The 25,829-nt window shown below is 42.5% G+C and carries 13 protein-coding genes, 1 tRNA gene and 1 pseudogene; 5 read left to right on the top strand and 10 right to left on the bottom strand.

Translation table 11 applies throughout. The annotated features are described in order from the left end of the window. Positions 1-411: 411 nt before the first annotated feature. The 5 genes from MmiAt1_RS00805 to MmiAt1_RS00785 all read right to left on the bottom strand — a co-directional run bounded on the left by MmiAt1_RS00805 (position 412) and on the right by MmiAt1_RS00785 (position 15,994). Positions 412-5,313 (bottom strand): SdrD B-like domain-containing protein, encoded by a 4,902-nt coding sequence (locus MmiAt1_RS00805; protein ID WP_318785011.1) that lies wholly within the window; start codon positions 5,311-5,313, stop codon positions 412-414. 951 nt (positions 5,314-6,264) lie between these two features. Then, positions 6,265-11,166, bottom strand: a complete 4,902-nt coding sequence (locus tag MmiAt1_RS00800; RefSeq protein WP_318785010.1) for an SdrD B-like domain-containing protein — start codon at positions 11,164-11,166, stop codon at positions 6,265-6,267. 510 nt (positions 11,167-11,676) lie between these two features. Then, positions 11,677-13,614, bottom strand: a complete 1,938-nt coding sequence (locus MmiAt1_RS00795; RefSeq protein WP_318785009.1) for a DUF4346 domain-containing protein — start codon at positions 13,612-13,614, stop codon at positions 11,677-11,679. Between the two features lie 188 nt (positions 13,615-13,802). Further along, positions 13,803-14,915, bottom strand: a complete 1,113-nt coding sequence (gene ftsZ / locus MmiAt1_RS00790) for a cell division protein FtsZ (protein ID WP_318785008.1) — start codon at positions 14,913-14,915, stop codon at positions 13,803-13,805. A gap of 521 nt (positions 14,916-15,436) precedes the next feature. Further along, complete coding sequence (locus tag MmiAt1_RS00785; protein WP_318785007.1) at positions 15,437-15,994, bottom strand: 5-formyltetrahydrofolate cyclo-ligase; 558 nt, start codon at positions 15,992-15,994, stop codon at positions 15,437-15,439. A gap of 320 nt (positions 15,995-16,314) precedes the next feature. Between MmiAt1_RS00785 and MmiAt1_RS00780 the strand changes: the two genes are divergently transcribed. After that, a complete protein-coding gene (locus MmiAt1_RS00780) occupies positions 16,315-17,007 on the top strand; it encodes a TetR/AcrR family transcriptional regulator (protein ID WP_318785006.1) in 693 nt (230 codons plus the stop codon). Positions 17,008-17,047: 40 nt separating this feature from the next. Next, positions 17,048-18,142, top strand: a complete 1,095-nt coding sequence (locus tag MmiAt1_RS00775) for a mannitol dehydrogenase family protein (protein ID WP_318785005.1) — start codon at positions 17,048-17,050, stop codon at positions 18,140-18,142. A 154-nt stretch (positions 18,143-18,296) separates the two neighbouring features. Here the strand turns inward: MmiAt1_RS00775 and MmiAt1_RS00770 are convergent, their stop codons facing one another. Further along, positions 18,297-18,815: an HdeD family acid-resistance protein gene (locus tag MmiAt1_RS00770; protein ID WP_318785004.1), complete on the bottom strand. Its 519-nt coding sequence runs from the start codon at positions 18,813-18,815 to the stop codon at positions 18,297-18,299. 301 nt (positions 18,816-19,116) lie between these two features. Continuing rightward, positions 19,117-19,199 (bottom strand) — tRNA-Leu (locus MmiAt1_RS00765). A 252-nt stretch (positions 19,200-19,451) separates the two neighbouring features. Between MmiAt1_RS00765 and MmiAt1_RS00760 the strand changes: the two genes are divergently transcribed. Beyond that, positions 19,452-19,577, top strand: a complete 126-nt coding sequence (locus MmiAt1_RS00760) for a hypothetical protein (RefSeq protein WP_318785003.1) — start codon at positions 19,452-19,454, stop codon at positions 19,575-19,577. A 124-nt stretch (positions 19,578-19,701) separates the two neighbouring features. Further along, entirely contained in the window at positions 19,702-20,211 is a 510-nt protein-coding gene (locus MmiAt1_RS00755; protein WP_318785002.1) for a nitroreductase family protein, read from the top strand. Between the two features lie 119 nt (positions 20,212-20,330). On the opposite strand, the gene MmiAt1_RS00750 is transcribed toward MmiAt1_RS00755, so the two are convergent. Beyond that, complete coding sequence (locus MmiAt1_RS00750) at positions 20,331-20,717, bottom strand: hypothetical protein (protein ID WP_318785001.1); 387 nt, start codon at positions 20,715-20,717, stop codon at positions 20,331-20,333. 554 nt (positions 20,718-21,271) lie between these two features. Between MmiAt1_RS00750 and MmiAt1_RS00745 the strand changes: the two genes are divergently transcribed. After that, positions 21,272-21,577, top strand: coding sequence for a hypothetical protein (locus MmiAt1_RS00745; protein ID WP_318785000.1), 306 nt, complete (start codon positions 21,272-21,274; stop codon positions 21,575-21,577). 419 nt (positions 21,578-21,996) lie between these two features. Here the strand turns inward: MmiAt1_RS00745 and rpoA2 are convergent. Together rpoA2 and MmiAt1_RS00735 are read right to left on the bottom strand one after the other, a co-directional pair. After that, positions 21,997-23,178: pseudogene (rpoA2, locus tag MmiAt1_RS00740) on the bottom strand (DNA-directed RNA polymerase subunit A''); the annotation flags it as partial. A gap of 2 nt (positions 23,179-23,180) precedes the next feature. Continuing rightward, a complete protein-coding gene (locus tag MmiAt1_RS00735) occupies positions 23,181-25,829 on the bottom strand; it encodes a DNA-directed RNA polymerase subunit A' (RefSeq protein WP_318784999.1) in 2,649 nt (882 codons plus the stop codon).

Below are 25,829 nucleotides of genomic sequence, written 5' to 3'. Positions count from 1 at the left end.
AATTCAATAAACGTGCTGCAACAGTGCAGCAATATTGAATACATTTTATTATATGATTAATAAATAATCATTGTATCAGTAAAAGATTTCAGAATATATATACTTAACGACGAATTTTTAAAAGTTTGAAAAGTCAAAGAAAACCGCCTCCCGACACACAAAACCATCAAAAATCCGAATGAAATCAATTCACTTAATAAATTATTTAATATTCAAAACTTTGTAATAAATTTTACGATTTGAAATGAATTTTCAAATATTGAAAAAAAGGATTTGATGTAAAGCTGTTTGAAAAACAGAAGAAAAGCGGGAGAAAAAACGAAGAAAAAAACCGAAGAAAAACAGAGAAAAACGGAGAAAAAAACCGAAGAAAAAAATAAAAAAAAGGAAAGAAGAGAATTAATTATTCAATTAATTCTTTTCCTTTTTAATGAATTCACTGTAAAAGACAGCGAGGAAGACAAGAATGCCGCCGATGACCAAAACAATGAAAAGCCATGGGAAGTCATTTTCTTCATCTTCGGCTGCGTCGACCGGTCTTTCGAAACCGGGTTCGATGACATCGCCTTCAGGGCCTTCCACGAGAACGGTACCGCCGCTTGTTGAATAAACAACATAAGCTTGGCCGTAACCGTTGCCGTTTCCGTTGTTTTCAGTCTTGTAAAGGCCGATGTGCATGTCCTTGTTCCACATACCGTCATTACCATCCAGATTAAACTCTTCAGAGCAGTTGTCACTGTCTTTGTGAATGACCTGAGCGCCGCCGACAACAAATTCAGACAGCTGGTAGCCGCTCAAAACGTTCACTTTGATGTAGTAAGCGCCTTCTTCCAAATCTTCATAGAAACGGTAGTAGCCTGTGTCGTTTGTTGCGGTTGTGCCGACAATCGTCCAATCAGTGCCGTCGTTATACCAAAGTTCGACTTCAACATCGGACAAGACACCTTCGCCGTCGTCCATCAAGCTGTTTTTATTGGTGTCGTTCCAGGCAATTCCCGAAACAAGCGGTGTTTTTTCGATATTGCAGTTCCATTCGACATCAGCAGAGTTCAAAGTGACGGCAGTCGTTTCAAACACACCGCCGGATTCGGAGAAATCACTGCTTGCTCCGATACCGTAGCCCGGAAGGAAAGTGGCAATCATGTAGTAATCGCCGTCTTCAAACCATTCGCCGTCTTCGGGAGCAAAGACAATTGTATCGGCAGCCGTACCGTAGATTGATTTTGTTTCAATCTCTTCATCCGGATCGCCGCCGGCGCCGACTTTCATTAAAGTCAATGTTTCAACGCCTGCGCCGTCTGTTTCAACGGTAAACTGCGCCGGTGTAAAGATGACTTCTTCTGACGGGGAAGGCACCATACTGCTGCCGGAAACGGTTCCTGCGGTTCCGCTCGGCAATGTATCCGGTTTAACAAGACCTGTCGGATAAGAGGTCAATGAAACCGTATAATCGACCTGTTTTGGTTTAGCCGCCGTTGCTTTTAATTCAGCTGTGTATTTGCCGTCGACGAAAGTAACCGGAAGATCAGCAGTTCCGTCATTGACATCAAACACAATTGACTCGATTAAATCTGCGCTGCCTGTTTGAAGAACAGGTTTCAAAGTTAACGTGCCTTTGTATTTGATGGTGACATCAACAGTCGCTGTCATCATGTTATTTCCAACATCTGTGTATGAATAGGTGAAAATGTATTTCCCCGGAATATTCCATCCGAATTCATCTTCATCTCCCGTTGTTAAGATATGGATCAAATCAGAACCGGAGATCGATGAACCGCCGTCAGTTGCAGACGCAAGGATAAGTTTTTTGAATTCATTCACAGGGTTATCTGCTTTTGAAGAATCTTGGAAATCTTCAAAGTTCTGATTTGTTAATGAAATCTTATTTTCTTTTGTAATTACAAGTTCGATTGTTTTGGAATCGATTTGCAAATCATCGTCGAGACTTGTCTTGTAAGTAAATGAATAGGTTCCCGGCACCAATGTGACAAAAGATTTGTCAGAGTCCGAAACTGTCAAGTACTTCCAGTCAAGACCGCCTGTGACACCGTATTCTGAATAAACGGTATTGTCGCCAACAAAAGACGTGATTGTCTTTTCCCGACCTTCGTCTCCCGGCCTGGCCGGACTGAAACGAATTGCAATTTCATTTAAAGTCACATCCGAAACATCATCCGATACGGCAATGTCCCACCAGTTCGGGATTGATCCTGTTTCAACAGCAATCTCGGAGAAACTTGTTCCGATCTCTGAAAGAGTCAACTCTCCCGTATTTTTCGCCGTTACGAATTTTACAACAGGGGCCGTTGATTTAATACGTTCAATCGCCGGTGTGTTTGAATTGTCTTTGGATATACTGATTGGAACACCGAATGAAAATGCCGTATGTCCGCGAATCAAAGCTTCTTCCGTTCCGTATGTGGCGCCTTCAGTAGCGCGCGGAACCATAAACGGCATGCTTAAATCGAATGTCTCGTCGGAATCGGCCAAAAAGAACTTGCACTTTACAATCGTGATGGAATTCAAAGTCGTTGTATCCAAGTTGGATTTGTATTCCCGGCCGGCAACAACATCTGTAAAGTCAATTTTAGTCCATTTTTCATCGGCAATGCTTTCGAAAAAAGAAAGGTTATACTCATCCGTGTCGCCGATGAATTTCGGATTGATTTCAACAGTTGCATAATAAACTTCAACGGAAGCTTTATCCATATCTGTATTTAAAACGAAATCGTCATTCAAAACGGTGTTCCATTCTCCTTGAGGAATAACAAAGTAAGCAGCATTATTTGTGACCGGACCTTCGTCACTGCCGCCTTTCATGACCATATGGAAAACTTCATTTTTGCTTCCCGCATGCAATTTCAAATAAGAATTCGGATTGCTCGGGTTGTATGAAACATATCCGGTAGCCGTTTCAACATAAACAGAAACGTCCGTCATTTTTTCAGTATTTATTGAAAAGGAACGATCAATCATATGCTGTGCATACATTCCGTTATCGGTCGTTGCCGAAACAGCACTGAAATCCAAACCGGCGTCTGTGAGTTTAACGGTGTTGCCGTTACTGCCGGCGACACCGACGGAGAGCGCTTTCGGATCCCATGTTCCGACCAAAATTGTTGTGTTTTTGATCGAAACAGATTCGTCCGTCATCAACGGGGAAAGGGTAACCGGCAGTTCAACAACATATGTTCCGGTTTTCACCCAAAAGTTTTCGTCACTGTATGTTCCGTCCAGAACAAGTTTAACTTCAACCAATGAACCGCCTTCGCCGTAAACGCCGGCATTGCTCCATTCCTTTGTTTCAAAAGTCAAGCTGCGGTTTGGATTTTGAATATCTTTCAGATCTGTGCTTACCCCATTGTATGTAATCGTCGGCGTTCCTGCAGCAAAACCTTTCGGCAAACTGAAATAAACGACAGGGTTGGAAAGCGTATTTGTCGGTGAAGGGGATAACGGATCCGTTCTGTGGGCCGAATAATACGGATAACTTGATGTGGAAAAGTTTGTACGAAGAATATATGTTTCTCCTTTGAGCATCGGAGAAGTGATGGCTGAACGAGCGGCATCATTGTTAACCAAAAGTTCCCGGCCTTTTCCGCCGATGTAACTTGTCAAAGGATATTTATCAGGTGTCGTCACCATAGAAAGAGCGGACTCATTTGAAGCGCCTGTGCTGGTTTCAACTTTAACTTTTGCACTTCCATCCGTCTTTACATTCGTTGTTGTTCCGATGAAAGTCAGACCGTTTGTTGCAGTGAAGGCATCCGCTGAAGACAATGCCAGCCGTGTTTTTAAGAATTTTTCGAATTCGAACTGAATAACACGTTCTCCGTTATCTGTAAAGACAGGATCGAATCCGTATTCCGTAAAATTGACTAAATAAGCTGTGTCGGAACTGTGAGATGAAGAAATATAGTTACTCATAGGTTTGAAACTGCCTGAAACGTTATCGTAAATTTTTATGGAGTCGTATTGTACATCATTATTTCTAACAGTCTCGCGAGGGAGTCTCATATGGGTAATGTTGACGCCGTCGGGCAATGTGACTGTAACGACCATATCACTTCCGTCTCGTGTACTGTCGGTAATTTGTACTTTAAACAAATCCTGAGTATAAAGATGAGCTCTCGGGTCATCAGGAGTAACGCCGTACTGAACGGAGTTTGACAAAATGCCTGCTAACGGGCGAACCCAAACTTTTGTATCAGTCGATCCTTTCAAGTTTGCCGGTGAAGTGACAGGATTGAATAATGTACTTCCGAATTGGTAGATTCCTTTTCCGCGGTTGACGGAAAGATCGCCGCTGACTTGTATATAATCAATTCTTTTACCGTTTACAGTTTCAACAAAGATAATTTCCGGTGCTGTATCTCCGTTATTTGTAAAATTCTCATTTATTTTAAAAGAGAAATAATGAAATGAATTGGCATGAAAATTAACCATATCTCCTAAAACAAGTTTATTATCATCACCGAGAGGATTCCCGGCTTTATCCAAAAATTCAACGGGTGACTCAACGGGGTCAACAGCCCGTCTGGAAGCAGCGATTAAATTCGCATATGTATCCGTCACCATAACATCTGCAACAGAATCGTAATATTTGACTTTAACATTTGAAAGGTCCAAGGTTAAATCTTTAACAGGAACGGTCATACCGCGTGTCGTATAAAGATTACCCGTAGCGTCTGTGGCAGGTCTGTAACTGACGTTTATTAAATTTGTTACAACTGACCAAATCGGCATTTCGGCAGGATTCAAAAGGAAAAACGCGGAAGAGTAACCGAATGTCGGCAATTTGCATGCGATTGACTGAACAACAGTGCCTTTTTCAGCGCCGCCTTTTTCCTTCAAAACGGCGGTAATTCGGACTTCTTCATCGGGATAAATAAGTTTGCCGTTTGCATAGATTAAAACATCTAAAGACATTAAACCCGGATTTTCAAGCGTATATTTCAGTTTCATTTTATCCGTGCTGATTTCAATATTCTCTTTTTTCAAAATGTTGGCATAGGATTCGGGAATTTCATCCGAACCGGTATAACCGAGGATTTCAAATCCGGAGTCAGAATAACTGCCGTCTGTGTTTGCCAATGTAATTTCAAGTTCATATGTGCCGGCGGGCAGCGATCCGATCGTATAAATCAACGAACGGGACTCGTTTAACTCAAAGTCAGCGTTGTTGTTGTCGCTCCACTTTGAAGTCAAAGATCCGGCGGCCATCGCCGACCCTGCAAGCATCAGCAATATCATTGCCGCGCTCATTAAAACCATTATATTTCTAAAAGAAATTTTCTCTACCAATTTTGTCATAAAATTCCCTCACATCAGTCGAATTTTTGAAGAATTTGCATTTTCATTTGCATTATAAGCACCAAAATTCAAGCCGCGTCGCTCACGGCTGATAAGTTTAAGGAAAACGCCGGCGCGATTTGCGCCGACGCGGAGTTGAATCGTTTTTGGGTTACGTTTTTTATTTTGAATTGCAAACAGTTGACACCGCTGAAAACGGCATAGAATCCTCTATCGGAAACGGTCAAAGGCTGCAAAACAAAAACGTGAGTGTTGAAAGGAGTGAAATTTCTGTTCAAATCAAACGCTTTCAGCCCGGAAATGCCCGAAACGGGAACATGCGAATTGAAAACATTTGAGAAAGTCTTCCAAAGGTTGAAAACAGACCGAAGTCCGGAAAAAAGACAGTTTTTCAAATACTTTGAAAAGTTCAGAGCAGAAAAGTAAACGTTTCGTCGAGGACTTTTTTCATTAATTTGAAGATGAGCGAAGCTTATGCACAGTGGTTGCTGTTGCTGCTTACTGCGCGCGAAGCGCGAAGCGCGAAGCGAATGGTCACTACATCATACATAAACTTTATCCCCGAAAATTCAATAAACGTGCTGCAACAGTGCAGCAATATTGAATACATTTTATTATATGATTAATAAATAATCATTGTATCAGTAAAAGATTTCAGAATATATATACTTAACGACGAATTTTTAAAAGTTTTAAAAGTCAAAGAAAACCGCTTCCCGACACACAAAACCACCAAAAATCCGAATGAAATCAATTCACTTAATAAATTATTTAATATTCAAAACTTTGTAATAAATTTTACGATTTGAAATGAATTTTCAAATAATGAAAAAAAGGATTTGCTGTAAAAAGCTGGTTTGAAAAACAAAGGAAAAGCGGGAGAAAAAACGGAGAGAAACGGAAAAAAACCGAAGAAAAAAATAAAAAAAGAAGAAGAGATGAAAAAAATCATCACTTCTGAATTAACTTTTCTTTTTGATTCCAGGCCAAAAATCCGATAAAGAGAAGGATGGCCAGGATAATCAAACCGATCACAAACAAAGGCATCTTTTTGACTGATTCGACAATGACAGTCGGATCAATCGGGCTGGTGAAACCGGATTCCGGTTCGTTGGGTTCAATGACTTGTGTGCCGCCGGAAGAGGATCCGCTGACAACACGTGCCTGGCCGTAGCCGGGACCGCCTTCATTTGTGCGGACAATCTTATAGAAACCGGCGTCGATGTTTTCTGCCCAAAGTCCGGTACTGTCTAAGGTGATAAGCTCTGATCTCAGTTCGTTGTCTTTGTCAACAGACTGGTCGCTGTCTTCAATGAAATCCGAAGCCTGGTAGCCGCTGGGAGCCAAGACCTGAATAATGTAGTCGCCTTCATCCAAGCCGATGAAATAGTATTCACCGTTCAAGCCGGTCACCGTTTCTTTCGGTTCATCTCCTTCTTTCAGAAGCTGAACAGTAACGCCTGCAATTCCGAATTCAATTTCAGGGTCGTCTTTGAAACTGTCTTTATTTGCATCATTCCAAACGGTTCCTGAAATGAGAGTTGATTGCTCTGCATCCAGCTTATACTCAACATGATCATTGTCAAGCTCAAACTCGTCTGTGTTCAGCTGCAAGATTGAAGAATCCGCAACAAAATGACACCCGCTGGAAACAATGTATCCCGGATATAATTCGGCTGTCATGTAATACTTTTCATCGTCAAACCAGCCGGACTCTTTATCGAAAACAATCTGATCTTCAGTGCCCTGAATTTCAATTGTCTCAACAAGAGAATCGCCGCCGTCCTGAACTTTATAGAGTGAAATGTATTTAACACCCGATTTTGCAGCATCGTTCAAATCAACCGTCATCTTGACAGGTTCCAACGCCAGATCATAATTAATCGGAGAAGTGGAACTGTAAGCTTCCAATGATTCGATGACACCGTTGTTTGCGTCAATCAAACCTACCGGAATGCCGGAATAAGTAATTTTGTATTTAATTGTATCCGGTGTTGTTTTTGATGCATAAACAGGAGCAACATATTTTTCATTGATATACTCTGCAGAAACTTCTGCTTCTGTTGTTCCGACACTCAGAACATTAACAGCCAAACCGCTGATCGGTGAATTTCCTCCGGTTGCATTAATACTCAAATTATCTTTGTATTTGACAACAACCGGAACTTTCACATATTTCACATTTCCTGCAACATCAGCATAGGAATAACCCATGTAATATGTATCAGGAGTAACGGAAGATGATGTAAAGGTGGTGCTGTCTCCGTCACCGGAATATGATTCGGGCAAAATAGGGTTGCCAATATCTGTTCCGATTCCGTCAAGAGCAGAACTGAAATAATTAACCCATCCTTGATCCGGAACAGGCATATTCATGTAAATTTCTTGAGTGGAAGGAGTATCTATCACAACTGTTGAACTGTCTTTTTTAACCGTAATGGTAAATGAGACTGAATCGGATTTTTGGTCACCGTCTGTTTTTGTTGTATATTTAACAGTGTATGTTCCGATGTTGCTTGCATTAATATAATCAAGCGGGTCTTCGCTCACAGCATATGTGTATTTAGTTCCGTCTGCATAACCACTGTGCGCATAAGTGTTTTTCTCGAAGAAATCAAGATCAACACCGACATCTCCGTCTTTAAATTTAACAGAAACCTCTGATAATTCTATACCCGAAGTGAAATCATCCAAAGCTACAACCTGATACCATGCAGGGATTGCAGCATTGTCCAAGTAATCGACAGCATAATTATTGCTGAACTCTTTGATTTCATCGCCTTCGTATGTACGAATAATCGGTTTATCAGATTCGGATAACTTAACAGCTGCCGTCAATCCGGACTTTGAAGAGATGTCATTATTAATACTATAAAGTGTCTGGCCGACAGCCTCTTGATCGTATTTGACCTTACCGGAAACAGCCGGCAAATTGAAAGGCAGTTTTAAAGTGAACTTACCGTTTTCTTTAATGTCATCAAATTCACATTTTATTGCTGTAATTTTGTCCCATTCAATTAATGAAAACTCACCTTCAGTAATCACAATCCAGGCAACATTGTCTTCCATATCTTCCAAATCATAACTTCCGATGTTTGAACCAAAATCATGCGTCGTATAATAGATTGTATAATCTAAATCTGAATACTCCATGTATTTTGAATTGTCAATCAAGTCGCCGAAAGATGAAAATGAATTCAATGCGGTACCCCAGATTTTGTCTCCGTCTTCATCAATGTAATTCGGCAAGATAAAGTAAAGAACGGAATCCGCAATAGACTCGCCAAGACCGTTGTAGAAGTAAAGCTTAAATTCTTCATTACTGCTGCCTGCTTTTAAAGTCGGGTATGAATCTTCAATTTGAGGGTTGTAATAAGAATATTGATCTGTTCCGGTCTTAACACCGACAGAAGCTATCGCTGATGTTTCTGTTTGAACTGAAACAGTTCGAGATACAACGCCGTTATGATAGACACCGGACATACCGGAAGTATAATATTTCTCCGAAATGAGGAAAGCTTCAGTGAATGCGTAATTACGACCACCGGACGAACTTGTTAAAGCCCGTACATCTTCCCAAGTGGAAACCAAAACACTTTGAGCACCAAATTCAAACTGTGTTTTATCGGAGAATTCAGGAACTTTAACCGGCAAAATGACTCTGCGCCCATCATAATCTGTAGGATTGACATTGGTAATCCAGAATTGATCATCTTTGCTTAATTTAAGCTTTTTAAGTTCATCATCAAGCTCTGCATTTTCATCCAGATGGAATTTAACTTCAATTAATTTGCCGTTTTTGTACAAACCTGCATTTTCATGAACAATTTTGGTAAAACTAACAGGATGACCTCGGACATCAGTAAGATCGGTAATTTCGTTTCCGTTGTTATCGACAAGCATCGGAGTAAGGTCCTCTAAACCGGCGGGAACGCTGAAATAAACAACAGGATTTGAAAAGATTCCATTGTAAGTTTCCGGATCACTTCGAAGTGTCGAGTAATAAGGATAACGAGAAGTTGCAAGGTTTGTATACATATAGAATTCATCCCCGCGGCTCAGCATTGTCGGAACAGATGAACCTTTTAAATCAGAACTCAAAAAGTTTGAAGTAGTCACGTAAGGCATAACGATATAGTCGTCATTTGCATAAACAGTAGAATTTGTCAATGGAATTTCGGTATCATCTATATCATTGATTTTAAAAACTTCAAAACGTAAAGGAGCCCCATTTTGGCCTGCTGTTTCATTCGTTGTTCCGACGAAAGAAATTGTATAGTCAGGGTTATAACTGACAGAACCTTGCGGATTTGAAAATATTCGAACCAAACCGTCAATTTTTAAAATGACATCCTCTCCGGGTTTGAATTCTACATCAATATCACTTAAATTGTGAGTTTTAGAAACAGTTGTATCAATGAGAACAAAATCTTCAATTTCATAGTCATAAATTGAAATAGCAGAAAATTGAATTTGATCCGTTGTTTCACTTGAAGGAAGACGAATATGTGTAACAGTTATACCGTCAGGAATGGCGAATTTGACACGTTCGTTGGATCCTCCGGCCAAAGTATTGGTAAAAGTTGTTTTAAACAATTCCTGGTAGTAAAGATGTTTTTTATTAGGATCATCTTTATACTGTTCAGAATTAAGCATAGTATAATTAGAATAGGATGCCGTAGCTCGGATAATATTCGCACGAAGCGTATGTTCGGTGGTAGAACCTGTATATTTACCGCGCGTATAATGTGTAATAAGGTCAGTTGCCCCGGCTATTGATGAAACGGATTCAGGGTCAGAACCAACATTTGTAAATTCTACACTCGGACCGCGTCCGTTTATTTTCATGACGGCAGAAACTTCCAAACCTTCAAAATCAATATAAGGCGCATTTTTCTGAAGTGTATTTTCGGATGTGCCGCTTACAAAAGCACCCGTCGTATTAATTGAAAAATTGAAATACTTACACCATATAAAACGGTCAGTTATACTTTCACCATTTTTATTGATTGGTGTATAAACGATGGAATTGTCAATCACTTCAGTTTTATATCCGGAAATTGCCGGACTCGGAACTGAAAAACTCACAGGGGATGAACCATCCCACTCAGAATAGGTTTGAGTTATGTCACCTGCTTTAATTTCAACATTCGAAAAATCAAGTGTGAATTTTTCAAATATAACCCGAGCACCCAAACCGTTCCAAATAGAGCCGTTTCTTCCGGCAGGCGTTGCATCTCCTTCAGTTGTTGTATAAAAGACATAACGGGCATTGATATCAGATGCGCCGGAAGGCATTGCCGAAGGATCCATAAGAATAAAATTGCCGCGGGAAGACAAGTAAGGGTATTGGTTCTGAACGGTTGCAGTCATTTCATTCGAAACAGGATCTGAATAGACACCGTCTTCAACTGTTTTGTACAATTGTGCCGTTATTGTATTTGTTTCGTTATGATAAACTCTTGACACATTTGATTCAAAGACTAAGTCAATCGAAAAAACACTTGACGGGTCTGAAATCGGAATGATTAATTTATCTTTGTTTGCAGAATAGGATGTCCCCGAAATTTTAGCAATTACAGTATTGCCGCTTTTGAGGTCTTTTTTAGGATAATCGGAAATTGTAAATCCCGGAGAGTTTTCGCCGGCAAATGTACCGTCTCCAATATCTTTAATATCCACAACAAGATAAAGCACCGATTGCGCATTCGTTTGCGTAATTTTATATGTTAATGTGCTTGTGTTTTTTGGCTGAAGCATTTCAGTCGCGTCTACAGATGTTCCTGAAGACCACGTTGCTTCAATTGTGTAATCGTCATTTGCGGCTGCCGCCGATCCTGCGAGCAGCAGCAATACAGCCGCTGCGCTCAATAAAATTAGAAATTTCTTTAGCCATATATGTGTACCCATTTAATTCAACTCCTTGGGCGGGCACAATCATTAACATTGTAATTGAATTGTAATCGATTTCGATAACCAATAATCAATGTTAATAATCAATGCCGTCAATAAACCGTTTTTTCAATCAAAGATTGATATACAGATAATAAAAGATTTGATAGGATATATAGTTTACTAAAAATAAAATTTTTAGGAAAGATAATATTAAAAAAAGCAAGAAGAGAGCTAAAAATAATAAAAGCAATCATTCGATAATAATAATCATTACCATAAAATAGATTTTACCTTATTAAAATCTTGCGCCACTTACAATAAAAATGAAAAAAGTAAGAATACTAAAAAAGATTTAATCGTTTTAAGAATCGGCAGACTTCAAAAATTCAGACAGTTGAATGAGGTTGAACAAGGCTGAACAAGGCGAACAAGGTGAACAAATCTAAAAAATAAGAACAGTTTGAAATTTTAAAAAACGTCATCCTGCGAATAACTTCGGCCGAACAGAACCGCAATTTCCGCTTTCTGAAGCTCGCGGCCCAAATAACCGGCGTGGCTGAGCTCGGAAATCAATCCTTCGTTTAAGATTGTCTCGAGCATGAAAGCCGAATCCGTCCCGACAATAAACGCTTTTTGATGAACGGCAAGAATCAGGCGGCGCCCGGGCGTTTCAACTGTTTTCAATTTTTGAATTTCGGCGCCGTTTTCAGGCAGTTTCCCGTTTTGAATCAAATAATCCGCCAAAACATCCGCCGACAGAACGCCGATTAAAAAATTGCCCGACGGATCTGATTTCCAGCCCCATTTCGTGCCGGCCGAAAAAGCCGGATTTAACGCGCCCGCCAAAAACAAAGTTTTGCCCGACAAAAAATCGGATTCGAATGACTCGGCCGTCTCGGCCGACTCAGCCAATTCAATCGATTCGATCGATTCATTCAGTTTGATTGATTTGATTGATTCCGTCGATTCGTTTTCGGATTTATTTTCGGGTTTGTTTTCAATTCCCGAGGTCCGGCTTTGATTTTGCAGGTTTTCGATTTCCGCATCCCGCAGATGAAGCCGGTCAAACGCCCCGCTTTCCGAAATTAATTTCAAATTAAAATCCGGGCGCCTGCGTTTTTCTTTTAAGATCAGCAAATCAACGCCTAAATCTTTCGGCGACGAGGCGCGGACCTTTGCTAAAACCGCCATTTCAGACGCCGTTTTCAATTCGCGGACAGATCCTTTGCCCTTATCGCTCGCGTTCGGCGTAAACAAAACGGCTGCTCCGCATTCGCCGGCCAGTTCCGCCAAAAGCGCGTTCATGCCGACAGAATCCGCGTCAAATAATTCGGTCACGTTTCCCGCGCCGAAAAGGACGGGAATATCCGGATGGCGCCGGTGAAATTCATAATAATCAACCAAAGACGAAAACAAATCTTTTCCCGGCGGCGACAAAATCGGATCCGCGATAATCTTTTTGATCCCGAGCGCCCGAGCCGCGGAAATGTTTTGCTCCAACGTTTCAAGCCGATTCGCGTCGGAAAACAAGTCGGGAATGACGACAAAAGCTGTCCGGTCAAAAATCGGATACGACACGTAGTCTTTCAAAGACAGAAGCGCGGCATATTCATTTAAAATCCGGCTGTCGACGCTTAAAACCAAATCCGCGCCGTTTGCAATGCCGGCCCGCAGCTGAAAAAACTCTCCCGCATCAACGCTGATCGGAATCGGACAAAAAGATTTGACAAAAGAAAAAACAGACGAAACCGCCGACTCTTCCGCGTCCGGCGAAAAGCCGAGATCAATCATGTCGGCGCCTTCGGAAATCAAATATAAGACTTGAGAGCGCAGCGCCTCTTCCGACAAAGATTCGGCCGCAACAATTTCGGCCAGAACTTTCATCCGCGCATTGCCGCCGATTGAAACAGAACCGAGCGGGCCGGTTGAATTAATTGAAACAAAACCGAGCGGACCGGTTGAATCGATTGAAACATAACCGGTTGAATCAATTGAACCAATCGAACCGATATGAAACGAAGGAATTTCATCCGCTTCGCATTTTCTTAAAATTTCGCCGGCTTTCTCGCTTTTTTGACTTCGGATCAATTCACAGGCCGGAACGGTTTTTGAAAAAACTTGGGCGGATAAAGCTTCTTTTAAGTCGGCCGCGTGTTTCGGCCCCAAATAAATCGGGCTTCCGACGGCATCTTCCGCTTTTGAGAAATTAAACTTGGAAAAACCCGAGACCAAAACCGCATCATACGTGTTTTCGGAAAATTCCGAAGCCGAAAAACCCGTTATCAATTTCTGAGGCGTAATCAATGCCGCAACCGGAATCGGCAAAACCAAAACATCCGCCGAATCAAGAGACGCTTTCCTGACGGCAGCCTCCGCCAGCCGGCCGGTAACAACAAGGATTTTCATAATTCAGTAATGATTAAAGGCATAAATAAACCTTTCAAAAGAAAAAATAAATTCACGGTTCAAAGTCCGAAAAAAAGAGGTTAAAAAAAATGAAAAAAATAAAAAATGAAAAAAATTAAACACAGAGATAGAAGGAAAGAAATGTAAATGACACAAGCATTTACACATCTTTGACTGTTTTTTTGTTTTTAGATGAAATCAATGATGTCGCCTCTGGAAGCAGACAGATTGACATCCTTGTTTCTGACGGAGGCAGTGTTCACGGAAGGCGTGGCGGAAAAACCGCCGGCTTTCTGCTGAACGCCTGTCATAATTGCCATCACTCTGACACGGCCTTCGTATTCTTCAAGAACACGGGCACCGATTGTGACTTTTGCTTCATTTGAGATTTCGTAAGTTAACTGTTCGCCGATTTCCATGGCTTCCTGGAGACTCATGTCGGGACCGCCGGTAATGTGGATGAGACATCCGGTTGCGCCGCGGTAGTCAACGTCGAGAAGCGGGTGGTTGAGCGCCGCTTTGACGACTTCCTGGCTCTTGTTCTGGTTCTTGGATTCGCCGACCATCATAACCGCAATTCCGCCGCAGCCCATTGTGGCGCGGACATCGGCGTAGTCGAGGTTGATGAGAGAATATTCCGTGATTGTTTCGGTGAGACCTTTAACGGTTTCAGCGATAATCTGATCCATAACGGAAAGTGCCTGGTCAATCGGGAGGTTGGGGACGTGAGACAAAAGTCTCTGGTTGTCCAAAATAACGACAGTGTCGGCAGCCTTTCTTAAAGCTTCAATACCGTCCTGTGCTTTCTGGGAACGGGATCCTTCCACTTTAAAGGGACTGGAAACCATACCAATAACGATTGCGCCCTGTTCTTTGGCAACTTCGGCCACGACAGGCGCGACACCTGTACCTGTTCCGCCGCCCATACCGGCTGTGACGAAAACGAGGTCAGCGTCTTTTAAAACAGATTCAAGAGTTCCGCGGGCAAGTTCGGCTGCTTTTCTGCCGATTTCGGGGTAACCGCCTGCTCCGAGGCCTCTTGTGAGAGTCTTACCAATCAAGATTTTTTTGTCAGCGCGGGTTCTGTCAAGATCCTGCTTGTCAGTATTAATACAAATGGTTTCAGCGTTTTCAACACCCATGTTGTAAAGACGCTTAATTGTGTTGTTTCCTGCACCGCCGCAACCGACAATGACGATACGGGGCTGGCCGAATTCGTCAAAACCGGAATCGCCGTCTGCTTGTGCAACTGATTTTTCCTGTTCGGAGTATTTTAATGCTTCTTGAATGATAGACTGCATGTACGAAAACCTCTTTGAATTGTGTATATGTGTGAAATTTATACATCGTTTTCTTGAAACTTGGTACCTTCCAATCGGCTGTCAAAAAAATTAAAGTGAGTTTTAAACATCCCTTTTGAAATTTCCGACAGATAAGATTTGATAGGTGTGGCGTAGATAATTGAAAGTGTGGCGTTTTTGGCTGCGGCATCAATTAATGCGAATAACAACAATGGCAGCCGAAATTAAGCAAAACCTAGCATATAAAAAATGTTAAAAATATCAAAATTTTCTTGAAATCCAAACATCTATGATATGCTAAACGTTACTATGCGTAAAGCTATATAAATCCATAATAGTATATAAAACTATTGCAAAAAAATGCAACCGAACAGCACGATATTTTTGATAGATTTTCGACGCGAAACATAGGTGTTTCGAATAACTCAAAACAAATAAAAAGACAGAAAAAAAAGAATAATACACCGAATATAATGTATGACACGCAATCGATTTTTAAAAGTTTTAAAGTCCGATGACCGTCACTCTTTTTCGACAATAATCCATTCCGTTTCCGTCAATACCGAGTCCATGGAGACATCCGTTTCTTCCGCTGGAAGCTCATCCGCTATTTGAATTTCAAAACAGACGCCGACCAAATGCATGAAGCTGCGGCAATGTAAGTATTTGTCGTAAAAGCCCGCCCCGTATCCGACACGGTTACCGTTTTTATCAAAACCGACGCCCGGAATCACAAACAAAGAATTTTCATCCGGTTCCGCCAAAATCGGATTTGCCGGCTCCGGAATACCGAAAGCGGCCGGAACGAAATTAGAAAAATCCCGAATTTCCGAAAAGAACATGCCGCCGTCTTTTGTCACCGGAACAAAAACAGGCTTTCCGATTCGGAAACAATGTTCAATCAGCGGACGCGTGCAGACTTCATTTCCGACATCGAGATAAACAAATAAAGAGCCGCTTTTTTCAAACAGATCCGAAGAGATCAGCGCCTCCGTAATCCGCGCGCTTTTTTCGGCAACTTCTTCTCGTGTTAAACTGTCGCGGTGCGCGCGGAGAAATTGGCGGAAATGATGCTTCATGAATTTTCACAACCGAGAGACTTGAAAATAATAGGAATGGCAATAATAAATTCAATAATAATTCAAGAATAATTCAAGATTGAATCTGTTTTTTCGAAATAAATCCGAAATCAAAACACAATTCTAAAGGAATTTTGTTCATATTAATTTTTCCGAAAAATCAAAATGAATCAATTTTTGAACGTAAATTTAAATAATTAAACAATCATTTAATAAATTTACTATTCATTCAAAATGTTGAACAATAAATCAAAATCAACAAAAACGATATCGGTAAAAACAAAGAGAAATAAAATCGGAAATTTAAAGGAAAAGATAAAATGAACAGCGAAAATTCGGAAAACTTCGAAGAAATCGGAGAAACGGGAAAAATAACGGACCGAAAAGGATCCTCCCAAAATTCAATTATTGCCGGCCTTCGAAGAGAACAAATATTAGATGCCGCCGCTCTGACCTTGATTGAAACCGGATACACCGGAACAAGTCTTGCAGAAATTGCCCGCCGCGCCGACATCAGCACCGCTTTGATTTCATATTATTTCCCGACAAAAAAAGAGCTCATTGAAACATTGCGTGTTTCGCTGCTTCAAAAACAGGAAAATTACGTCCACGAAAAAGTCGCCAAAGCCGAAACGCCTTTAGAAATGCTTTATATTTACATTCGCGCCTGCCTGGCCTACTCCGAAGAACGCCGGCAGGAAAACGAAGCACTGATGGAAATCATTTACAACGCGCGCAATGAAAACGGAATTCCTTACTACAAACTTTTCGGAAACGACGAAACGGAACTTTTGGAAAAAATATTGGAAGCCGTTCAAAGAAAAGGCGGTTTTCCCGGAATGAATCCGAAATCCCTGGCAATTATCATTAACGGCGCCGTCCGCGGGTACACAATGGATTCAAACATATCGGACCGTCCCGATTACGAAACTTATTGCGATGATTTAATCGAAAGCGTCAGCATGCTGTCCGGATTTTCAAGAAAATATACTTACGAGCCGATCCATCAATAACTTTGACATTTTGAATCACCGATATGAAAAGAGGATTCATATGAGCAATAAAGAAATGATTGCCGTCATCGGCGCAGGCGCAATCGGACGCGGATTTCTGCCGTGGAAAATAAACACGGAAAAATACGATTTCATTTTTATTGACAGTAATCCGAAAATCATTGACGGCATGAACAAAAACGGCGGTTTTTTGGCTTTTAAATCGCACAACGGCAAATTGGAAGAAAAATTTGTACGCGCACACGGGGCTAATTTAATTTCCGAGTTCAAAGCCGCAGATTACAACACTCTTTCCGCAATTTTCATCGCCGTCGGCCCGGACAATGTGAAAAAGACTGCAAACGCCGTAAAAGGTGCTTCCTGTCCAATCATATTATGTGAAAACGATCCTGCAGCCGTTGAAATACTGCGCGCAGAAATCGGCAGCGATCAGATTTATTTTGCAATTCCCGATGTAATTGCTTCAAATACGGCCTCGGATGAAAATTTACTGCGTGACCCGCTTGCAGTGCACACCGAAGACGGCCTCTTCTTCGTTGATGAGAGAGCGGAAAAACTTGACGGCGACATTGAATACATCAGCGCCGACGAACTGTTAAACAAAGAATGGAAAGCGAAATTATTTTTACACAACACGCCGCATTGCATCGCCGCCTATTTGGGCGCCGTGCGCGGACTGAAATATCTGCATGAAGTAATGGAACATCCGGAATTACGTGAAATCGTCATCGGTTCGATGAATGAAATGCTGAATGCTTTAAAAAGCGAAAACAAAAACAATCCCGCATTTTTAGAATGGTATGCCGCAAAAGAAATCGAACGCTTCTCCGATCAATTGCTGTGCGATCCGATATCAAGAGTCGCGAGAGAGCCTTACAGAAAACTGCAGCCCGGCGGAAGGCTGATTGGCGCAGCCGAATTATGTGATTCGGCAAACATTGATTTTAAAAATATCTCAGTCGGTATTGCCGGAGCAGTGATGTATGCTTACGATTCGGAATTTTCCGAAGATCCGGCAGCACTTTCCGCTTCAAAAAAGCAAAAATTATCGCATGTGTTTTCAAAAATCGGCTTGAAAAATCCCGAAATGAATGACAGAATATTATCCGGATTAAAGCACTCTGTTTTTGATTAAACGTGTGAAAAATGAAAAAGTGTTTGAACTTCATGACTGCGAAATCATGAAGTTATACATTTTTATTGAAAATAAAATTTTTAAAATTTTTAAAATTTTCAAATATTCTTTTTGCATTCGGATTATTATTCAGTTAAAGATTCGGCTCAATTTATCAGAAAGCTTTGACAATATACAGGATACCGAAGATCAGGAAATAGAATCCGACCAAAAACGCAAGCGTAAAGGCCGAAACGACCGGATTGAAGATCAAAAGGATACCGATTGCGATACCGAAAACACTGATAATGATTTTTAACCAGTAATAGGATTTGCTGACGGCTTTGGCCAAATCGAGATTCAGCAGGCTTAAGACGGAATCAATAATAAACCAGACCGCAAAGACGTAAGGCAGCGCAATGACGCTGGATTTGATATTGAATAAAATAAACAAACCGATTAAAACGTTAATAATGCCTAAAACCATCGTCCATGTGCCGCCGAGTTCCAATTTATGCAATTGCCAGCCGGAATAAAGTTCGATGACGCCGCCGACAACCGCCAGAATACCGATAAAAATGGCAATTCCGGCCAAGCTTCCGGCCGTATCGGAAAAAGCGATGAGTGCTGCCAGGATTAAGAGAATACCGATCAGAAACGAAAGCCAGTCAAATTTACGGGAATTTGTGCTCATAAAAACACCTTTTTTGTTTTTTAATTTAGATTTAAATTATGATTTAAATTATGATTTTATTTTTGATTTTAATTTTATTTTTGTTTTTAAAATTTAACAATTAAGAAGTTCAAAGAGAACTGCAATTATTAAATTAATTCTTTAAAATAAAAATGTTTTTATTAAATATGACCGCTGAAAAGTAAAAAGAATAAAGCGGAAATCAGAATTGAATCAGAATTGAAATCAGAATTGAAATCAGAATTGAAATCAAAATTAAAACAAAATTGAAACAAAATCAACATTCAAAAATTGAGAAAAGTGCGAAGGATGGGAGTTGAACCCACGAACGTCTACACGAACAGGCCCTGAACCTGCCGCCTTTGACCACTCGGCAACCTTCGCATATTGAAAAAGAAACTATTATTTTTATTATTTTTCTGTATTTTGAAAAACAGCATCTCATAAAGAGACGGATTCTTTTTAAACCTTATTGTTGAAAAAATGAAATTTTGTTTCAAAAATTGAAATATTATTTTCTTTTATTTTCTTTATTTTCTTTATTTTGTTTTATTTTGTTTTATTTTGTTTTATTTTGTTTTATTTTGTTTTACCGGCCGTCTTCACCAACGACTTGATTACAGACTGTGCTGCCGTATGTATCATCTTATTCTTATCACATCCGCTCGCTGCGCGAGCGTGGGCACAGATTACCTACAGGTTTCCGTTTGCCGCTGCCGCCGCCTGCCGCCGCCCGCGCGCGAGCTGCACAAATTAAAATAACATCAAAGACCCTGACCCGGATTTTAATTCAATGAAATGAAAACGGCGGTAACAACAACAATAACAATAACAATTAAAATCTCAAAAACAATATACGTTTAATAATTTACAAGGAGAAAAAGAAATGGACACAATGGAAGCACTCTTAACACGCCGAAGCGTTCGGAAATATCAAAACAAACCGGTTCCGAGGGAATTGATTGAAGAAGCGGTCAAAGCGGCGATGTTTGCGCCGTCTGCCCGGAATCAGCAGCCGTGGGAATTTATTATTGTCGACAAAACGGAATTGATGAATGAAATTCCGTCGTTCAGCCCGCATGCGGGAATGGCAAAAGGCGCGCCCGCCGGAGTTTTGATTTGTTACAACAAAGATTACGATGTCGCGGAAGGATTTTTCCCGCAGGATTTGGGCGCGGCGACAGAAAATTTGCTGCTTGCGCTTCATGCGGCCGGCCTCGGCGCCGTTTGGACGGGCGTTTACCCGCGCGAAGACAGGATGGCAGGATTTGTCAAAATGTGCGGTTTGCCCGAAAACGTGATTCCGTATTCATTTACAATTATCGGCTGGCCCGAAAAAGAACCCGAAACGGTTGACCGGTTCAAGCCTGAGAGAATCAGATACAATAAATGGTAAAAATATTTTGAACTAAAATGAAAAAAGAAGTAAAGAACAAAAACGGCAGATATTTTTCTGTTTGCCGTTTTTGAAATAACGAATGTTTGAATTGTTGATTCATTTTTTGATTTCTAAAATTACTTGAATTCCCAAGTAATTTCCGTAATTTCGGGTTTGTCGCTGTTGTATCTTTCCGTGTGCCATTTATCGGACTCGGACCAAATGTTCATTTTGTGAACTTTGCCTTCCCCGTCTTTGAAAAAAAGATCCATGCTTTTGTGTTCGTTCGGGCAGGCACCGTAAACATGAATTTTGTAATCGTAAATGATTCCTTTGTTCCGCTCCAAATGAATGTACTGAATGCCGGGAATGAAAGGCGAAACCACGCGGGCGCCGTTCATCGAAACGGCGGTTTCGTTATCAATATCCACAGAAACGCTTAAAATGCCGGTCACTTTGTTTTCATCTGCAGATTTGGTAAAAACACATTCTTTGTCAAAAGTTCTGTCAAGATCTTGTCCCATAATTATTTTTCCTGTTTGTTTTTGGTTTTTTGTTTTAGTTTTTGATTTTAGTTTTTGCTGCATTTTATTGTGTGTAAAAAATGCTAAAAATAAATAATTTTAGAAATATATAATTTTTATTATGACAGAACAGATTTAAAATTCACAAAATAAAAAATGACATTTGAAAAGAATTGTTTTTGCACAATCCGACTGTGTTCAAAAATGATTGCGTACGACAGGTCAGCATTCTAAAATGATTGGGTGTCGGCAGGTCAGCGTTCTAAAATGATTGGGTGTCGGCAGGTCAGCGTTCTAAAATGATTGGGTGTCGGCAGGTCAACATTCAAAAATGATTGTGTGCCGGCAGGTCAGCGTTCAAAAATGATTGGGTGTCGACAGGTCAGCGTTCAAAAATGATTGTGTGCCGGCAGGTCAGCGTTCAAAAATGATTGTGTGCCGGCAGGTCAACATTCAAAAATGATTGTGTGCCGACAGGTCAACATTCAAAAATGATTGTGTGCCGGCAGCCAGCGTTCAAAAATGATTGTGCGCCGACAGGTCAGCGTTTCCATATGCATCATCTCATTTTTAGCACATCCGCTCGCTACGCGAGCGTGGGCACAGATTACCTTGCCGTTTCCGTTTCCGTTGTTACCTTGCCGTTTCCGTTTGCCGCTGCTACCTTACTGTTTCCGTTTGCCGTTGCTACCTTACTGTTTCCGTTTGCCGCTGCTACCTTACTGTTTCCGTTTGCACAGCTACCTTGCCGATTTCATAAGACAGTTGCAGACTTGCCGGCCTGTTTGCTGCCGCCGCCGTTTGTACTGTCAGCATTCACAGCTGCGTCCGCGCGCGAGCCGCACACATTTAAAAAATAAATCAAAACCCGAATCCGTTTTTAATCGAAAAATAAAAAAGTAAAAGTAAAAAAACAAAAAAAATGAAAAAGAAAAAAGAATGAAAGAAAGAAAATAAATGAAGAGGATTACTCTTCACTTTCCGCTTTTGCTTTCGGCGGTCTTCCTCTTCTTTTCTTGGGTTCTTCTTCACCTTCGACGGCCGGTTCCGTTACGATTTCTTCGGCGTCGGGAATGTCGTTTTTATCGTAATCGCCTTCGACTTCTTCATAATCATCGGATGAAGCGGTTTCGGCTTCAAGCAAATCCTCCGAAGAAACTTTAACGGCGGATCCCGCGCCCGCAAGTTCCGCTTTGTCGGCGGCGTTCTTTTGGGACCGGGTTCTTGCAGCCACTTTTTCGGGAGGTTTGGCAAGGTTCGGGTCGTTGGGGTCGATGGTTTTGGCAATCAAACGAATGTCGCCGGTACCCATTTTAATCGGCTGGCCGACAATAACGTTTTCAGTGACACCCTGAAGATCGTCAACATTGCCGCGCATACCCGCGTCAAGCAAGTGATTGACAGTCACTTCGAAAGCCGCTCTTGCAAAAACACTGGCCTTCTCGCCTGAAATACCGTGACGGCCGATCTGTTTCACTTCACCGTCGCTCGTCATCAAATCAGCCACAAGCATAATGTGGCGGATATCGACATTCAAACCCTGCTCACGCAGCGTGTTTGTTGCTTCCGTGATAATTGCGTTTCTCGCCGCTTCAATACCGAAAACGGAGAAAATTTCACTGACATTGTTTGTCGTTGTTCTTGACATATCAACGCCGGGAATCGGAATGATATCCTTTAAAGCCGAACCTTCAGTGTACAAAACATATTCGTCCATGTCGCTGCCTTTTCTGAGAACGACGCGCTTGATGTCTTCAATGCCTTTTAACGTGATGTCATTGATTTTCTTCGTCAGCTGGAGCAAGTCGCGGTAGCGCTGATCCTTGGGTGTTAAGTCAATCTGGAAGTTTTCCTCGCTGACTTCAACCGTTGCGTCCGGAATCTTATCCTTGAACTTCTCGGCGATTTCCATAAAGACCATATTTCTTTTGTTCATCGCCTTTTCATTCACATTAATGACGATTTTCATCTGCGCCAAGTCGGTTGTGACAGACGCGATATGGTCAATCTTGGTCGCTTCAATTTCCCAGGCAACCGCCTGAGCTTTGTCACGATCAAAAGCATAATCGGCTTTCCCGTCTTCGTCAACCAGTTCTTTATTGTTTCTCAAATAAATCGTCATCGTCGGCGTACTCGGAATCTTACGCGCGTCCACAATTTCAATCAAACGCGGCAAACCGAGCGTAACGTTAATTTCAGCCACACCGGCGTAGTGGAAAGTTCTCATGGTCATCTGCGTACCCGGTTCCCCGATCGACTGCGCCGCAACCACACCGGCCGCGTCGCACGCTTCGATTTGAGAGAGTTTGTAGCCGACCATCACACGATCAATGACTTCCTGCATTTCCTTTTCCGTCACACCCGTTTCAATCGCATCTTCATGAATTGTCTTCAAGATGTTTTTCGGAAGCGGTAAATCCTGAATCATTGCCTGAATTTCAGCTTCTTTTAATTTCGCCATAATCAGACCTCCTTTCCGGTAACGTTTCTGAAAATACGGTGAACAGCCTCGGGCTTTGCGAAGTCACTCTTCGTCGGGTCAATACCGTCTTCACCGTAAATGAACTGCACAATCACGCCGCGCGTGTCACGGACCGTGTAGTCGGGCTGAACTTCCAAGTCTTGCAAAGCACTGACCAAACGGCGCTGGAGATAACCGGACTGAGACGTACGAACAGCCGTGTCGACCAAACCTTCGCGGCCGCCGATGGAGTGGAAGAAGTATTCCGTCGGGTTCAACCCGCTCTTGTAGCTGGACTTCACGAAACCGTGCGCATCGGCACCCAAATCGCCGCGCTCAAAGTGCGGCAAAGTTCTGCCGCGGTAGCCTCTGTTGATACGGGCACCACGAACAGCCTGCTGACCGACACAAGCCGCCATCTGCGTGATGTTCAAAATCGAACCTCTCGCACCGGAGCGGGCCATCATCGCGGCAGGATTTTCAAGACCCATGTGCGCGTCGGCAATCTTACCGGACTTGTCACGGGCGCGGCCGAGTTCCTGCATGATACGCATTTCAATGGTTTCGTCAAGCGTTCTTCCGGGCAAAGGTTCGAGCTCTTCGTCTTTGTAAGCCTGAATGAGCTTCTGAACTTCTTCTTCGGCGGTTGTCAAAACCATATCAATCTGAATCTTGGCTTCTTCGGGGATGTCTTCATCGGCAATACCGAATGACAGACCCGTTCTCATGACCGCGCGAATCGCAAGTTTCGTGACATCGTCAACGAACTGCGCGCCGCGGGTTGTGCCGTATTCTTTAATAATCGTGTCCAAAATCTGAGCCTTAAACGCGCCCATAGCTGTTTCATCGATTGTTCCGGCAATCAGCTCACCGTCTTCGATGACGACATAAGCGTCGTTCTTCAAGTCTTCTTCCATGACTTTTGTACCGACATTGGAGGAGAATGAAATGTTCAGGCCTTCGGGCAGAATCTGACTGAAAATCTGTTTTCCGGTCCAGTATTCTTCGCCGTTGCTGTCAATGCCTGCGGGCGCCGGCAATTCACGGATGTCCGTCTTTCTGAGCAAGTCGAGCGCATCGTCTTTGTTGATGCGGCTCGTGACAGGATTGTCTTTTCTTGTCAAAAGGAACATACCGGAAATGTGGTCGTGAATACCGCCGACAATCGGACCGCCGAAACGCGGGGACAGGATGTTTTCCTGAACCTGAAGCAAGATTTTTGCTTCGGCGCGGGCTTCTTCAGTCTGCAGCACGTGCATATTCATTTCGTCACCGTCGAAGTCAGCGTTATAAGGCGGGCATACCGCCGGATTCATACGGAAAGTTTTGCCGTCGAGAACCTTGACGCTGTGCGCCATAATACTCATCTTGTGCAAAGACGGCTGACGGTTGAAGAGAACGACATCGCCGTCGCGGAGATGTCTTTCGACAATCCAACCGTATTCGAGTTTCTCACACAAATCTTCCACATTGATGTCCGTAATTTTGATACGGCCGCCGTCGGAACGAATGACGTAGTTCGCGCCCGGATAGTTGACCGGACCGCGGCGGATGTGTTCTTTGAGGAAGTCGATGTTGCGTTCGGTCACGTGTTCCGGAATGGTTAAAATAAGCGCGATCGGAAGCGGCACGCCGACTTCGTTGATGCTCAAATCCGGATCCGGAGAAATAACGGTACGGGCGGAGAAGTTGACACGCTTGCCTGACAAACTGCCTCTGAAACGGCCTTCCTTTCCTTTCAAACGCTGGGAAAGCGTCTTGAGCGGGCGGCCGGATCTGTGTCTGGCCGGCGGAATGCCTGAGACGGAGTTGTCAAAGAACGTGGTCACGTGGTACTGCAAGAGTTCCCACAAGTCCTCGATAATGAGCTGAGGAGCGCCTGCGTCTCTGTTTTCCTGGAATCTCTGATTGATTCTGATAATATCGACAAGCTTGTGCGTCAAGTCATCTTCACTGCGCTGACCGGATTCGAGTGTGATGGACGGTCGAACCGTTACCGGCGGCACCGGCAGAACGGTTAAAATCATCCATTCGGGACGCGCGTTTTCGGGATCCATGCCGATGACGCGGATGTCTTCGTCCGGAACATTCTCAAAGCGGTCGCGGATTTCGGTCGGCGTTAAACGCTCGCCGTTTTCGATGTATTCGGTCGGCTTTTCGAATTTAATATCATTCTGATCGGCGTCACAGTACGGACATTTTTTGACTTTGGCGGCTTCTTTGTAGACTTCGTTGATCAAATCATCGGGCATGTGACCGATATCAATGACCGCGGCAAGCTGCGCCAAATAATCGTCTTTCTGCGCGTCGTTTAAAAGCAAACGGCTGCAGTTGCAGCAAATGGAACGAAGCAGCTTGCGGATGGTTTTGTTAAAACCGACGTGAATGACCGGAACGACCAATTCGATGTGGCCAAAGTGGCCGGGACATTCGCCTGCCTTGGAGTGGCAGGTTTTACATTTCAATCCCGGGTCAATCACACCGAGACGGGTGTCCATGAGACCCATTTCAATCGGAAAACCGTCTTCGTCGTAAGTGTCTGCGGTGATGACGTTGGTTGCGCTCATGTTTCTGATTTCTTTCGGAGAAAGTAAACCGAATTTAATGGCCGAAATTCTTTTCGGGATCTGCTGAACTCTTCTTGATATCAT

Source organism: Methanimicrococcus hacksteinii (assembly GCF_032714515.1).
GTDB lineage: Archaea > Halobacteriota > Methanosarcinia > Methanosarcinales > Methanosarcinaceae > Methanimicrococcus > Methanimicrococcus hacksteinii.
The sequence above is the reverse complement of the archived record's forward strand: the minus strand, read 5'-3'. Positions and strand labels throughout refer to the sequence as shown.

Excerpts from the sequence above, each read along its gene's own strand:
- MmiAt1_RS00760 (WP_318785003.1), top strand. The coding sequence starts at position 19,452 with ATGTATCATCTTATTCTTATCACATCCGCTCGCTGCGCGAGCGTGGGC.
- MmiAt1_RS00755 (WP_318785002.1), top strand. The coding sequence starts at position 19,702 with ATGGACACAATGGAAGCACTCTTAACACGCCGAAGCGTTCGGAAATAT.
- MmiAt1_RS00745 (WP_318785000.1), top strand. The coding sequence starts at position 21,272 with ATGCATCATCTCATTTTTAGCACATCCGCTCGCTACGCGAGCGTGGGC.
- MmiAt1_RS00780 (WP_318785006.1), top strand. The coding sequence starts at position 16,315 with ATGAACAGCGAAAATTCGGAAAACTTCGAAGAAATCGGAGAAACGGGA.
- MmiAt1_RS00750 (WP_318785001.1), bottom strand. The coding sequence starts at position 20,717 with ATGGGACAAGATCTTGACAGAACTTTTGACAAAGAATGTGTTTTTACC.
- MmiAt1_RS00785 (WP_318785007.1), bottom strand. The coding sequence starts at position 15,994 with ATGAAGCATCATTTCCGCCAATTTCTCCGCGCGCACCGCGACAGTTTA.
- MmiAt1_RS00805 (WP_318785011.1), bottom strand. The coding sequence starts at position 5,313 with ATGACAAAATTGGTAGAGAAAATTTCTTTTAGAAATATAATGGTTTTA.
- MmiAt1_RS00770 (WP_318785004.1), bottom strand. The coding sequence starts at position 18,815 with ATGAGCACAAATTCCCGTAAATTTGACTGGCTTTCGTTTCTGATCGGT.
- MmiAt1_RS00735 (WP_318784999.1), bottom strand. The coding sequence starts at position 25,829 with ATGATATCAAGAAGAGTTCAGCAGATCCCGAAAAGAATTTCGGCCATT.
- MmiAt1_RS00795 (WP_318785009.1), bottom strand. The coding sequence starts at position 13,614 with ATGAAAATCCTTGTTGTTACCGGCCGGCTGGCGGAGGCTGCCGTCAGG.
- ftsZ (WP_318785008.1), bottom strand. The coding sequence starts at position 14,915 with ATGCAGTCTATCATTCAAGAAGCATTAAAATACTCCGAACAGGAAAAA.
- MmiAt1_RS00775 (WP_318785005.1), top strand. The coding sequence starts at position 17,048 with ATGAGCAATAAAGAAATGATTGCCGTCATCGGCGCAGGCGCAATCGGA.